The 14,326-nt window shown below is 41.4% G+C and carries 11 protein-coding genes; 6 read left to right on the forward strand and 5 right to left on the reverse strand.

All coding sequences use genetic code 11. The annotated features are described in order from the left end of the window. Window positions 1–209 precede the first annotated feature (209 nt). Complete coding sequence (locus NOS7524_RS24860; protein ID WP_015141240.1) at window positions 210–1,295, forward strand: AI-2E family transporter; 1,086 nt, start codon at window positions 210–212, stop codon at window positions 1,293–1,295. Window positions 1,296–1,451: 156 nt separating this feature from the next. Here NOS7524_RS24860 and NOS7524_RS24865 read toward each other — a convergent pair whose 3' ends face one another. The 3 genes from NOS7524_RS24865 to NOS7524_RS24875 all read right to left on the reverse strand — a co-directional run bounded on the left by NOS7524_RS24865 (window position 1,452) and on the right by NOS7524_RS24875 (window position 6,059). Next, window positions 1,452–2,111, reverse strand: a complete 660-nt coding sequence (locus tag NOS7524_RS24865) for a DUF1361 domain-containing protein (protein ID WP_015141241.1) — start codon at window positions 2,109–2,111, stop codon at window positions 1,452–1,454. Between the two features lie 341 nt (window positions 2,112–2,452). Then, window positions 2,453–3,922, reverse strand: a complete 1,470-nt coding sequence (locus NOS7524_RS30835) for a hypothetical protein (protein WP_015141242.1) — start codon at window positions 3,920–3,922, stop codon at window positions 2,453–2,455. 241 nt (window positions 3,923–4,163) lie between these two features. Next, a complete protein-coding gene (locus NOS7524_RS24875; RefSeq protein WP_041555444.1) occupies window positions 4,164–6,059 on the reverse strand; it encodes an iron uptake porin in 1,896 nt (631 codons plus the stop codon). 830 nt (window positions 6,060–6,889) lie between these two features. On the opposite strand from NOS7524_RS24875, the gene NOS7524_RS24880 reads away from it, so the two are divergent. From NOS7524_RS24880 to NOS7524_RS24890, 3 genes are all read left to right on the forward strand, one after another. Then, the gene (locus tag NOS7524_RS24880; protein ID WP_015141244.1) at window positions 6,890–7,552 is read left to right on the forward strand and encodes a phosphoribosyltransferase; all 663 of its coding nucleotides are present in this window, start codon (window positions 6,890–6,892) and stop codon (window positions 7,550–7,552) included. Window positions 7,553–7,734: 182 nt separating this feature from the next. After that, window positions 7,735–8,589, forward strand: a complete 855-nt coding sequence (locus tag NOS7524_RS24885) for a DUF72 domain-containing protein (RefSeq protein ID WP_015141245.1) — start codon at window positions 7,735–7,737, stop codon at window positions 8,587–8,589. A 276-nt stretch (window positions 8,590–8,865) separates the two neighbouring features. After that, on the forward strand, window positions 8,866–9,306 hold the full coding sequence (locus tag NOS7524_RS24890) for a hypothetical protein (protein WP_015141246.1): 441 nt from the start codon (window positions 8,866–8,868) through the stop codon (window positions 9,304–9,306). A 42-nt stretch (window positions 9,307–9,348) separates the two neighbouring features. Here the strand turns inward: NOS7524_RS24890 and mltA are convergent, their stop codons facing one another. After that, window positions 9,349–10,578 carry a murein transglycosylase A gene (gene mltA / locus NOS7524_RS24895; protein WP_015141247.1) on the reverse strand — a complete coding sequence of 410 codons (1,230 nt, stop codon included), beginning with the start codon at window positions 10,576–10,578 and terminating at the stop codon, window positions 9,349–9,351. Between the two features lie 315 nt (window positions 10,579–10,893). Between mltA and rsgA the strand changes: the two genes are divergently transcribed. Then, a complete protein-coding gene (rsgA, locus tag NOS7524_RS24900; RefSeq protein WP_015141248.1) occupies window positions 10,894–11,955 on the forward strand; it encodes a ribosome small subunit-dependent GTPase A in 1,062 nt (353 codons plus the stop codon). 114 nt (window positions 11,956–12,069) lie between these two features. On the opposite strand, the gene NOS7524_RS24905 is transcribed toward rsgA, so the two are convergent. Further along, window positions 12,070–13,581 carry a hydroxysqualene dehydroxylase gene (locus tag NOS7524_RS24905; protein WP_015141249.1) on the reverse strand — a complete coding sequence of 504 codons (1,512 nt, stop codon included), beginning with the start codon at window positions 13,579–13,581 and terminating at the stop codon, window positions 12,070–12,072. Window positions 13,582–13,928: 347 nt separating this feature from the next. On the opposite strand from NOS7524_RS24905, the gene NOS7524_RS24910 reads away from it, so the two are divergent. Further along, the gene (locus NOS7524_RS24910) at window positions 13,929–14,129 is read left to right on the forward strand and encodes a hypothetical protein (protein ID WP_015141250.1); all 201 of its coding nucleotides are present in this window, start codon (window positions 13,929–13,931) and stop codon (window positions 14,127–14,129) included. Window positions 14,130–14,326: the final 197 nt, after the last annotated feature.

Consider the following 14,326-nt stretch of genomic DNA (forward strand, 5'->3'; position numbering starts at 1 on the left):
AGAAAAGTAGAAGGAAAGTGATAAGGGAAGATGTAGCTTTAGCTTCTCTGACGATGGCGTAAGCCTACCCGTAAGGTGGGAGATGGAGACAACAAAAAAGATGATAACTCATGACTAATGACTAATGCCTAATCTCCATTACCTATTGCCCATTGCAAGAGTGCCTATTGCCTATCCAATAAAGGAGTAACAAAAAGCGATTGCGTCAGATGCGCCGTTCGGCATCCCTTCAACGTTTATTATTCTATGGTCTGAGTGGCCCTATCGTCGCTCTGAATGTTTGGCTATTATCTGTACTTTTTCGCTACTTTCAAAGTCCTCTTACCATTTTGAGCTTTGCGGCAATTGTCGCTTTTTTGCTGAATTATCCAGTTAAATTATTTGAACGGGCTAGAATTAGTCGTACCCAAGCTGTAATAATTGTTTTACTCGTTACCTTGACTCTTTTCGGTTTTTTGGGTATCACTCTAGTACCAATGGTCATTGACCAAACTATCCAACTGTTAAATAAAATTCCTGATTGGTTAAGTAGTAGTCAAGATAACCTAGTGCAATTGGAGGCATTTGCAAAACAACGACGGTTGCCTATTGATTTGAGGGTATTGGCTAATCAAATTAATGCCAGCATTCAGAATGTAGTACAACAGTTGGCTTCGGGTGCAGTGGGGTTAGCTGGAACGTTGCTTTCAGGATTGCTGAATTTTGTCTTAGTGATTGTGCTGGCATTTTATATGCTGTTGTATGGCGATCGCGTCTGGTATGGTTTAATCAATCTCCTACCAGCTAATATCGGTATACCCCTCACTAAATCTTTGCAGCTAAACTTTCAAAACTTTTTTCTCAGCCAAATATTATTAGGACTATTCATGGTGGTAGTCCTCACACCTATTTTTTTAATTCTCAGAGTACCCTTTGCCTTATTGTTTGCCATACTCATTGGCATCTCGGAACTCATACCCTTTATTGGTGCAACACTGGGTATTGGGACAGTCACTCTTTTGGTACTACTACAAAATTGGTGGTTAGCGGTGCAAGTTGCCATAGCAGCAATTCTCATGCAGCAAATCAAAGATAACTTGCTTGCTCCCAAGTTATTCGGCAACTTTATTGGACTAAATCCCATCTGGATTTTCGTGGCTATCTTGATGGGGTATGAAATCGCAGGTTTACTAGGAACACTGGTTGCTGTTCCCATCGCTGGCACCATCAAAGGTACATTTGATGCGATCAAAAGTGGCAAGTCAGGTGATTTTATGTCAACAGTTACAATTCCCCATGATTCCGATCATAATTAAGACTGGTACTGTTGATTTTTCTGTTTATCCTACAGAAATATTATTTGAATTTTAAAATACAAATAGGGTAGGAGAAGCCCACCCTAAAATATTACTTCCCTACTCCCCATTCCCTACTCCCTACCTAAGCAAGTAAATTCCAAAATCAAAGCGTTACTATATATGATGTGTGTGACTTTCCGTTCCACCTGAATTTATTCCTATCCTTGTATTTTGTGGCATCACAAAACCTAGGGTGACTCGTTTCATAATCCAGTACAAAACCAGAAGGATAACAAAGGTAACAGCAATAATTATTAAAGGCTGCTTTCCTAAAAGTTCCTCTACCCCTCTGGTTAGTAAAGCATCAGGTTGAGTAATAAAATCCCAACTATTAAAACGTAAGAAACGACCCCAATAAATACCAATGGCACAAAGAGCATGAGTAATCAACTCAACCCATAAAATCCATTGTGTTTTACCAATACGGTGTAAGTAGTAACCTAAATTAATTAAAGATATTACATAAGCTTCAAATCCAGCCCAAATCACCAGTAAATAAACAGGAAGTAACACTAATGTAATCATCCATACAGATTGAATTGTGCGGATGTCATGGATTAAGTGAATAACATCAGTTAATAAATAAGGGGCGTTTGGTAAGAAGGCATAAAAAACTAGAAATCCTAACCACCATACCCAAGAGCGTCCGCGTCTAGTACGAAACAGCCACATACTTAATGCTAAGGGTATAAAAGCTAGGAATAAATTCCAAGTCATCCACCTCATGTTGATACTTAAAACCTGCACAACTCTGGCTATCAATTCTTCTGTCATAGCTGTTGACTCGCAAGATATGTAATTGATATGGATTTACTTTGTTAATGTATACAGGTTGTTAAATGCTTTAATTTGGGCTATCAAGATGATTAATTTTTAAATTCTTAGTATAAGCTAAAAACTTATTGAGATACATCTATCACAAAAAGGAGTTCTTAGTAGTAGTGAATCCTCCTACTAAGAACTTCAGATAGATATTTGTCTCAATCTTGCTCTGTTCCTAGCTATGAGATTGATTACAATCTGCCTAAGTCGGATTCCAGAATTGGAGTATCCCAAATATGGGATTTTTTTAACGCAGAGAGTTAATGAGAGCTAGTTTGCTTGGTATCCGTTAATTAGCGCATGATTACTCGACTGCGAGGGCCAATTGTTTGTTGAGACTTAACACTAGATGTTTCTAAAACACTGGGATTCGATACAGAGGTATTACCGCTACTGAATTCTATATTAGGTTCAGCAGAAGGTGTGACCGCAACAAATGCCTGTGACACAGTTTCTTTGAATGTAGTATTGCCAGTGCTGGGAGTTGATGTATTGGTGCTAGTGCTGGGTTTAGGTGTGGTAACGCTAGTAATCGGAGTGGGGTTGCTGACGTTGGTGTTGGGTGTGGGTGTGGGAGTTGATGTATTGGTGCTAGGGCTGGGTTTAGGTGTGGTAACGCTAGTAATCGGAGTGGGGTTGCTGACGTTGGTGTTGGGTGTGGGTGTGGGAGTTGATGTATTGGTGCTAGGGCTGGGTTTAGGTGTGGTAACGCTAGTAACCGGAGTGGGGTTGCTGACGTTGGTGTTGGGTGTGGGTGTGGAAGTTGATGTATTGGTGCTAGTGCTGGGTTTAGGTGTGGTAACGCTAGTAATTGGAGTGGGGTTGCTGACGTTGGTGTTGGGTGTGGGTGTGGGAGTTGATGTATTGGTGCTAGGGCTGGGTTTAGGTGTGGTAACGCTAGTAACCGGAGTGGGGTTGCTGACGTTGGTATTGGGTGTTGGTGTATTAGTGCTAGGGCTGGGTTTAGGTGTGGTAACGCTAGTAACCGGAGTGGGGTTGCTGACGTTGGTATTGGGTGTAGGAGTTGGTTTACTGGTGTTGGAGGTAGGGGTGGGGGTTGATGTATTGGTGCTAGTGCTAGGTGTAACTAGAGTTGCATCAGCAGGTACTTGGATTGTCAATTTCACCAAAGGAGAATTTTTCATTTGCAGAGATCGGACAGTGGGCGTACCTGGGATATCAGACTTGAAATCAAATACTGTGGGACTTTCGCCACCGTTGCGATCGCTATATCTTGGCCCTTGTCCATTGATCTGAAAAGTACCTTGGTACTGCTGTCCAGTTTTAGGATCAGTAACAATACCCGTATAAAAAGCTCTAGTTAATCCAAATTCATCCTGCACTACACCTTGAAATTTGGTTCCTGGAATTTTCCCTTGGTAGCTGTAATCAGTTAACTCGCCATTAGAAAGCGCAGGTGAAGTAAGAACACCATCTAAAGAGACAACCGGAATACCCTTAAAGTCAACAAAATAGCGTAAACTACCATCAGCGCGTGTTTCCATCTTGACGTAGTTTGACTGGTAGACAGAATTACCATGTCGCAAGTAAGTCCCGTTAGAGTCGGTATCAATCCGAGTCACTCTATTGTTGAAGTTGGGATTAAAGTAAGGAAGTTGAATCGTTCCTGATAAGGTTCCAGTGCTTTGAATTGTCAATTGGGCTGAAGCACTTGTTCCCCCAATCCCAATTAAAGCTGCTGCTAGACTGCTGCTGGTTAAAACTGCATAACCCAATTTAGCGGTTGATGAACGTAGTTGCATAAAAATTGACTCCTGGTTAATTTTTCAATGAAAAAACACGCATAGGTGAGATTGATCAAAATCTCTCCTCTTACGTGATTAGGTGTGGAAAATGTAACTACCATGAGGTTAAATTTTGTTTTCCAAACTTGATTTATGCCTGCGATAGTAGATTACACGCTGGTTGTTTGACAAATTTAAACAGAATCACCATCTAAGTGGTTTAACAACACTTAGTAATTACATTTACAGGAAATTTAAATTAAAACCGGAAGGTTGCCCGCAATGTGCCAACAAATAAAGAATCATTAGCAGCATTATGATCAGGATTCAAAACAACCAAGAAACCTGGTGTTAAAGCTAGATGCTCGGTGAGTTGGGCGCGATAAAACATTTCTATATGGAGTGATGTATCTCGCCTTCCCCCTGGTGTACCACCTTCGGAGAAGTTAGGGAAATTAAAGCCATCGGGTAAGGTACTAGAGGTAATTTTTGGTGGTTGTCCTACTAAAATTCCCCCCAAATTACCAGAACGCAACAGATTAGGAAAAGCCGCAAACAGCATCCAGTTGGTGATGTCTACGCTTCCAGATAGGTTTTCTGGGTGAGAAACAGAATAACCACCCCAAGCACCTAATTGGAAATTTGGGTTAACGCGCCAAGCTACAGTTGCACCCACAGCATGGGTATTAAAAGCTGTGCTATCGGCAAAGGGTGAAATTAATTGAGCATCACCAATACCTGTTCCCAGTAAGTCATCAGGAGAATGGGAGTAGAGATAATGTATGCCGATATCAAGGTTGTTAGTTGGTGCTAGCGTCAGTTGTGTGCCTACAGTAAATCTACCGCCAAATAATCCTCCTAAGCGGTTGTTACCCGGAAAGCTTGGAATTTCACTACTGTAAATGCCTTGGAGACTGATGCGATCGCTAATTTGCCAATCGAAACCTATACCACCAGTACCATTTCCAATAGCCAAAATTGGGTTACGCTGACCGAATAAAGAAATCGCACCGTCACCAGAACCTTCTAAGGGATTGATTCCACGAAAGGTATTAACTGGGTTTACACCTGCTGTTCCTACAACCACCCCTAAGTTATCCGAGAGTGCAAATCGATAAGATAAGTCATTAATTACCAGATTGTTGTCTGTATTGGATTCAAAACCCAAACGCCCCATGTTAGTGAATACAGACGACGCATTAGAACCCAAATTACCCGCAGACAACCCTGTTAGTAATAAATCTCGTCCTGTAAACGAAGTTGCTAACGTTAGTTGTACGCTATTGTTAAAAGTCAAGTTAGTTCTGCCTTGACGCTCAGGTACTCCATCTCTGGGAAATAAATCGACATCGTTACTATTCGTTCCCTGGATGCTGAAAATGGCTTGCCCAAATAGCCTAGTAGTTGTCGAAAATTGATTTGCTGCTATTTCGTTAGTTTTACCCTGGATTCCTGTGACTTTCTGCTGTAATTGTGCTAGTTCTTCCTTAACCTCAGCTTGTAAGCGTTGTAAGAGAATTAAATCCTCTGGTTCTATCGTGTTATCTCTATTGCTAGTAATTAATTCATCAATTTGCTGAAGACAAGCTTCTAAACCTGCGGCAAATTCATAACGACTGATGGCACGGTTTCCGGAATAAGTCTTACCAGCATAATTAACGCAGCCATAGCGTTCCCCTATAGATTGCAAAGCACCAAAAGCCCAATCAGAAGGTTGTACATCATCCAACTGCGACACAGGTATGACTTGAGTCATGGGATCGTCTGACTCTAAAGCATCGGGGCTAGAAATATCATCCACAGATGGAGAAAACTCTGCCCTCATATCCGGCTCATCTGGAACTGCTGCTACAATTCGCAAATCAGTAGATTCTGGCAGTGTATGAGTATTTTTAGACTGAAGTTTTTCTTTAACTTTATATAGTGTAGATTGATACTTTTTATTGATATATGAGCGTGCGGTGTCAATACTGTGATCCACCTGTAGAAATTCCGGTGGTGTGAGATCAGCATCTGGGAATGTTGAAGATGATTCCTGTGTTGACTTTTGTCCTACTCTCTCTGACTGAATAGGAGACTGCACAGATAATTTTTTAGGCACAGATGCTGGCCCGGCAGTCAATACACCAGCCATCAGTAGACTTATGTCACTCATTGTATATCATTTGACTAATATCAATACTACTCTTGACAACAAGTGCTAGTGTTTTTCAGGAAGATTTTAAAGAAATGGTGATAAAAGTTACTGATATATTGAAAATTTTGTAAAGATTGCAACTCAATCCTCAATTACCACAGGATTTATGCAACGAGACTCTTCGCTGGGGGAGGTACTCACAAGTTCCTCACATTTTTTGCCTAACATCAGAATAGATCACTATAATCTAGTGGGATATTTCCTAGACTTTTTGATACCGTTTCACATAATACTTACTCCACTGGCCATATATAGCAGGTGACAGGTGACAGGTGACAGGTGACAGACTGCAAAGCTTCTTCGTGTAACGGTTTTATGTCCTAATCTATATCGCGACTGCTATACAAGCAACTTTGCAGATGAAAGGGTATCAGCCTTGGCAGGAAAAATAGGCTGTAAGCAAATAACCCTAACCTGTTTACGGGGCTGCGGTGTACACACAAGTCTTGGCGCAGTGTATCTACCCCACCTCGGAATCAATTCCGAGTCTCATAGCGCAAGTCCTCTCAAGAGGACTCAACGAAAAATTCCATCCAGTCCACTTGAGTGGACTTTCGCTATTAGCCTAGAACTTTAGTTCTAGGTGGGATATAGGGGAACACCAAAAAATAAATTATTCCAAATTGACGGTCTACTACTTCTTTTAATATACAAGGGTGCGTCAGTGTGAATAATTTCTGGGTACAGCTAGGTTTTCTCCCACTGACGCACCCTACATTTTGGATATTTTTTTATTGCTCGGTTTCTATTCTCTTTTAACAACTTTTTAATTAATCAAGGATAACAATATGCGTCAAAAATTTCAGAATCGGACTGAAGCAGGCAAACTACTAGCTGCTCAGTTAACAGAATATGCTCATCGTCACGATGTTCTGGTTTTGGGGCTTCCCCGTGGCGGTGTACCTGTAGCTTATGAAATAGCTCAAGCACTTGATGCCCCTTTAGATGTCTGCTTGGTGCGTAAACTCGGCGTACCAGGACATCAAGAACTAGCAATGGGTGCAATTTCTACAGGGGGAGTACGTGTAATTAATGAGAATGTAGTCGATTGGTTAGGGATTAACCAACAAACTATAGATGCTGTAGCAACTATAGAAACGCGTGAATTAGAACGTCGTAATCGGATTTATCGAGGCGATCGCCCACTACCGAAAATCACCGATCGCACGATCATTTTAGTTGATGATGGCATTGCTACAGGTGCCACTATCCGAGCTGCGATCGCTACCATCAAAGAGCAACAACCCCGTGAGCTAGTTTTAGCAGTTCCCGTTGCAGGGGTATCCACCTGTGAGGAACTAGCCACAGCAGTAGACAAGGTTGTCTGTGTATTGATGCCAGAAAATTTATATGCCATTGGTATCTGGTACGAAAATTTTGCCCAAACAAGTGATGCAGAAGTTTGCGAACTTCTCACCCAGCAAACACAGCTGATTACTAACCACTCATAAATTGAGGTTGAGTTGAACTGGCGAGTGAGTGGTTCACACGTTATCTGAAGACAGACAGTTTTTAAGTGTAAATCCGCTTCCAGATTCCCGATATTTCTGGAAGCTACCTTTACAATTAAGTAAGAACACTCAGAGATTTCTATCACTGTGAGTTGTCCTAAAAGTTATTTGTGTCAAAGCTTGTGAACTTCTTGATTGGTTGTGCTGTTTGGGCTTATAAAGGCTGGGTGGGGGAACTTTATCCTCCAGATACTCGTGCTACAGAATTTCTTCATCTCTATAGTCGTCGCTTTACTACTGTAGAAGGTAACACCACCTTTTATGCAGTTCCTAACCAAGAGACTGTCAGCCGATGGGCAGCTGAAACGCCTCCAGGTTTTGAATTTTGTCTAAAATTACCAAGGGAAATTACCCATAAAGGCTTATTAGCACCCTACATCCCTGCTGCTTTAGAATTTTTGGAGAGAATGCAGCCTCTGGGTAAGCATCTTGGCCCCATCTTTGCCCAGTTACCGCCAAGTTATGCTCCGACATTAATTGATGATTTAGCTAAGTTTCTTGTAGCTTGGCCACATCAAGTATCACCACTAGCACTAGAAGTCAGACATCCCGATTGGTTTAGAGAACCCCACACCAGTAATCTGACACAGCTTTTAGAAAATTTAGGTGTGGGTCGAGTGCTACTTGATTCGCGTCCGATCTACACTGGAGAAGATGACCCCCAACTGCAATCTGAACGACGTAAACCCAAAGTTCCTTTACAATTTAGCGTCACAGCACCCTTTAGTTTGATTCGATTTATCTCCCATCCTCATTTGTCAGTAAATCAGCCGTTTATGGAAGAGTGGGTAAAGCAGATTCAGCAATGGTTGCATTCCGGAGTGAAAATTTATTTCTTTGTCCATTGTCCCCTAGAAGAGCGATCGCCTGGTACAGCCCGTTATTTCCAACAGCTATTAGAACAGCATGGCGTTGAAGTTCCGCCCCTGCCCTGGAATCAACTTGACGCTCCACCTCATCAACTTAGTCTTTGGTAATTCCTATAATAGCTAAATATAATTCATGGTTTTTTGACTTTTGCAATATATCTCATCAAGACTCTTTTCCAAAAGAGAGATAATAGTTTTTGCAATCATTTTTTGATCAGACTTATTTACTAACATTTTCTAAAAAAAGGGGGTCATACCCCTCTTGTCAAAAGCAATCTCATAGTATTCAGAAAAGCCGAAAATCTATTAGCAGAAATGTGTTTAATGCTGATGGGGATTGTTGAGGCGATAATTGTTTAGGATGTTATATCCAAGGAGGTTCAGATGAGTCGTCTTCTCTATGAAAGCTCAGTTTCATACAAAGGATATCTCATCATTCCATTTATTTTCGGCAAAGCAGATCAATACGAAATTTATTCGTATAAACTCTTGTCAGAAATTGGTCGAAAAAGTCAATTCCATAAAGCTGATAATCCGGCCAAAATGTATGGTAATAGTATCAGCAATATTGTTGATATTGCCAAAGAACATATAGACCAAAATGCAGATTTTGTGAGTCACAGCGATAGCTTTCAATCTCGCTATGTTTACCGCAAAAATTTAATTATTCTCTTTCATAGTAGTGGTAAATATTTCTACGACCATTACCCCCCAGAGTTATTGAATAATATTGCTGCACCAAAATTATTCAAATCTGAATATGAGTGCCTCAAATGGATCAAGCAAGGACTTGATGGGCAATATATGCGGCAGAGGGCGATGTAGGAGGCAGGGGACAAGGGAGACAAATCCCCAGTCCCCAGTTCCTCATTTCTTCAGCAACAGGTAGTATATGGAACCACTACTGACTGTGATCCCGGCGCGATCGCCTGCTAAATCTCCATAGCCTAAGAAATAATCAACTCTGCCGGGGCCTTTGATGGCGCTACCTGTATCTTGATCAAGGACAAAGCGGCTAACTTTCCGGTTAACTAATTTGCCATGACGATCAGGGTAAGGGAATGTGCCATTAATTACAGCTAATGCGCCAGGAGGCATTAAGGATTTATCTGTAGCAATAGAACGTTCTGGAACTAGGGGGACACTAATACTACCTGTAGCGGGTGCGCCATGAGTTTCTTTGAAGAAAATGAAGCGTTCCCAGCGTGGCAGATAATTATCCATTGATTTAGGGTTTTTTTGGAAATAACGTATGATTCCCGGCATATTCAACTCTTCTTTGGAGAGTTTGCCATCTTGAAACAGCAATCTGCCGATACTTGTCCAAGGGTAATCTGTGCCTCGCACAAAACCGACACTGGTTTGAGTCCCATCAGTCAAGTTAAGTTTGGCTGAACCTTGGATATGGATCATGTATGCTTGAAAGCGATCGCGTAACCAAAACATCTCTAAACCCTGCAATCGGCTTTTATTCCCCAGCAAACCGTCTACCCCTTCTAGTTCCACTCGTTTGGGGTGAGGTTTAGGCCATTGCTCAAAGTCTGCGGGTAGGCGATAAATGGGATATTTGTATTGTGCGGTGCGGGTGCGACTGGCTTGATAAATCGGTGCGTAGTAGGCAGTAAACTTGACTGTACCCTGACCATCATCACCCACTGATTTATAAAAAGCAAACTCTCGCTTGACAGATGCTTGCAGTTGTGCAGGTGATTTAGCTGTAGCTACCAATTGGCGAAACCGCCTTAAACTGCGGCTTACTCTGTCGAGGGTAATTTCCTTGATGGGGTAATTATTATAAGCGGCGATCGCTCTTGGTGTTTGTAAATAACTCAAACTATTATCAATAGATTTTAAAAGAGATTGGCGATCTCTTTTTAACCTGCCATGACCTAAAAAAAGCTGCTCATCCCAACCTAAGCAAGCACGCGCAGGTTTACAATTTGTACCAATATCAATCAGCTTTAACGGAGGCGATACCTGAGATGGTGGCGCGGATGGTAAAGGTGTTTTGGAAGATACCTGACTCACAGCTATTGGTAACGGGTTGAAAAGCGTTATTCCCAAACCCAAAGAAAACAAAGCCAACGTTTTATTCATGTTTTACCTCATCTCAGGATCGCGTTATTGAGTTGTTCTCAATCAAACATTAGGACATCAGATCAAAGCTTTAGTTTCCGCACACTATACTAAAAACTCTGAATTAGTAAAAGTTTTTCTGAAATGAGCTAATGTAGTAATGTAGATTATTTCTTGTAGTACATCAAGGGTAAGAAATATGACTGAGTTTGTTGCTGTCCGGGTTACTTTTACCATCTCTACCCAAACTACACAAAGCACAGTCTGACAGGAATAAACCGCAATTCCTCTGTGTAGTTTTGTGTAGCACAAGTAATACACATTGAGGAAATATCAATGAATTTGACAGATTTAGGCTGGAGTGACTTTTTTGCTCACAGCTTTCTACCCTATGGCAAACAAGGATTGAGTATTGCTAGGGTGGCGATCGCCTACAAAAACACCTACATTTTATATAGTGAACAAGGCGAACTCACAGCAGAAGTTACAGGTAAATTCAGACATCGCACCAATAAACCTGAAGATTTTCCCGCCGTTGGGGATTGGGTTGTCATCCAAACGCGAGAATCAACAGCGCAAGCCACCATCCATGAGATTTTACCCAGAAAAAGCAAGTTTTCCCGTAAAACAGCTGGTAATAAAACCGCAGAACAAATTGTTGCTACTAATGTAGATACAGTATTTCTAGTCTCAGGGTTAGATGGAGACTTTAACCCCAGACGCATAGAACGTTATCTGATTCTGGCTTGGGAAAGTGGCGCAAATCCAGTTATTGTGTTGAACAAAGTAGATCTATGTAACTGTTTAGATGATTGGCTAGCAGAAGTAGAAACTGTTGCCCTTGGTGTACCAATCATTGTGTTAAGTGCCACCAACGGGCAAGGGTTAAAAGCTTTACAGCCTTATCTGCAACCAGGACAAACCGTGGCTTTGTTGGGTTCTTCTGGTGTAGGGAAATCTACTATAACTAACCAACTCAAGGGAGAAACAGTACAAGCTGTGCAACCAGTCAGGCGGAGTGATGACCGAGGTAAACACACAACTACCCATCGGGAATTAATTTTACTACCGAATGGGGGCTTAATTATTGATACCCCTGGTATGCGGGAAATTCAGATGTGGGGGAGTGAGGAAAGTTTGCAAGGAACTTTTGCAGACATTGAGGCTTTAGCTGAACAATGTCGCTTTCGGGATTGTCAGCATCAGCATGAGCCGGGTTGTGCTGTGCAGCAAGCGTTGTTAGATGGGAGGCTAAATGAATCTAGACTGCTGAGTTATCAGAAGTTGCAAAAGGAATTCAGTTACCTGGTTCGCAAACAAGACAAACAAGCTCAATTAGTTGAGAAGGAACGTTGGAAAAAGATTCATAAAGCGATGCGACATCATCACAAGGGATGATTAATAATGAGTAATGAGTAATGAGTAAAAAATTTACTTATTACTCATTACTTTTCAATTATTTGCTGTACTTCATAAAAATCGAATCTGCTGTAGTTATTCGCCTCTAGCCTCCTACGGCAACCAAAAATTAGGCAATATAGATTTACCTAAATTACGCACTGTTTGATTAATCGTTCTGGCTACTTGTATATGTGGTTCATCTTCCTCAATCGGTAAAATATTAGCATTTGCACCATTTCCCAAATGAGAAATTACTAAATTCGCTGCTTCCAAACCTGTAACATAGGCTTTTTCCTGTGACCAAGAACCGTGACGGTTAACAATCCAATCACCACTCATAAATACATTGCTAAAACTGGTCTTAGCTGGCAACATATGACGATAGCTACCAGGGGCAAAGTGAGTTACTGCTTGGGGTAAGCGAATCACACTACTATCTATTACTTTCGCTTCCCGAAATCCTGACACGCAAGTAGTTAAATATCCTTGCACTTTAGCCACAATTTCCTCATCACTCCAATTTAAAAACTGATTAGCGTGATAAAAATCAGCTTCAATAACTGTGCCTTCTTCGTGTTGATATTCATCATGTAAAGCATTTAGATCAAAGAATGTCCACCCTGTGGTGTCATCAAAACCAAAACAAGCATTAGAAGGACGGGGGATATCAATTTTACGGTCAAACCACAGCCGTGTTGCTAATACATCAATTGCCCCTAAATTATGCAAATTACGAAATTCTGCATGGCTTTGTAAGCTAGGGCTACTGGAGACAATTTTCTTCATGCCAGTGACACCAACCGCAAAAATTACAGCATCAGCATCAAACACTTCATCACCACAAACTACGCCAGTAGCTTGATTATTACTATCAATTATTAAGTCAGTAACGCGGTGTTTTGGTAACACCTTTGCACCTGCTTTTTCTATGCGTTCCACCCACGGACGGAATATTTTTTCACCAACAGTTCCCCGACACCAAACAACATCAAAATCGGCTTGGTGAGCCAAAATAAAAAAGTACAGCATTCCCAATGTTGCGGCGGCTGAACATTGTTCACCGGGGGCAAATAAACCCACCAATAACATTGGTTCAAATGCTTCTTTATACAGTCGGGCTGACACGCCAAAATCTTTGAATAGTTCCCGCGCTGTTACAAAGTCATACCGCCGCCAAGCTGCATCAGAATTATCAAAGTCAACAACGGCGTAAAGTAAAGGTAAGGCACTGAGACGGTCAATTAATGGTAGACGTTGAAATTGAGTATAAACAAAAGTGCCAAGAGGCGTAGGTAGTCTGGGTAAATCTTGAAAAATTGGTGATTCTACTTCCAAACCAGCCGGAGAATATTGAGCGGAACGAGTCCAGGTAGTGAAGGGATTGATTTCTAGTTCGTTGATGAGGGAGAAAATATTTCTGTAGGGATACCAAAAGCCGTGAATTCCTGCTTCTACAGATTTACCTGCGGTTGTTTGCCAACCTGCTACCAATCCACCAGGATAGGGGCCTGCTTCCAGAAGCGTCACATCATAACCTTGTTTTGCTAAATGGTAGGTTGCGCCTAAACCAGCCCAACCAGCACCCACAACTACTACTCGTTTTGATTGTGCTTCTTCTGTCATGTTGCTCTCCAATGATTGCAGCCCATCAACTAATGTATCTGAAGTTGCGATTTACCGCAGGAAGTTTATAGTGCCGTTTTTCAGAATTTAGTTTTGAGCCTCTTGACATTATGTAGAATACATACTACAAATGTAGTATAGCAAAACCGCCTACTCAACAGGCAAAAATAAATCCTCTTAGAAGCTTGGAAACTGTATAAACCAAACTTTTTGGGGTTGCGATTGGTGTTCGACTGCTCCGAAACCAACAAACGGACGGTTGCAGGATTCGGGTTCGATCCCCGACAACTCCATTGATGACTAATTCAAAATTCAAAAACAGTATTGATCAGAAAGAGGTGATTGTCATGGTTCATATTCGGTTTGAAGGGCGTTCTATTGATGTTACAGAAACACAACTAGGAATTTCCGCAGCTATGAATGATGTGGCTGTCAAAGAACACATTGCTCGACATTTAGATGTGAATAGCGATCGCCTCTCTACTTATATAATTGATCGCCGTCCTAGCGGTGATTTGATTATTCGTCCTGAAGCTGTTTACGGTTAACCTCATGGGAGGCGTAGCCAATTTACTTGCGTAGGTAGGTTACAGGTTACAGGTTACAGGGAAGAAAGATTATCAGTTGTCATTAATTTTTATGCGCTAGCGCAGGCTACGCCAACAAAAATCAAATACGAGTCCTATATCAGTTTTAAATCAATCAATTGGAGGTGAGTTCAATGATGTCCACTAACGCATTTTTA

Origin of the sequence: Nostoc sp. PCC 7524 (assembly GCF_000316645.1) — a bacterium.
Taxonomy (GTDB): domain Bacteria; phylum Cyanobacteriota; class Cyanobacteriia; order Cyanobacteriales; family Nostocaceae; genus Trichormus.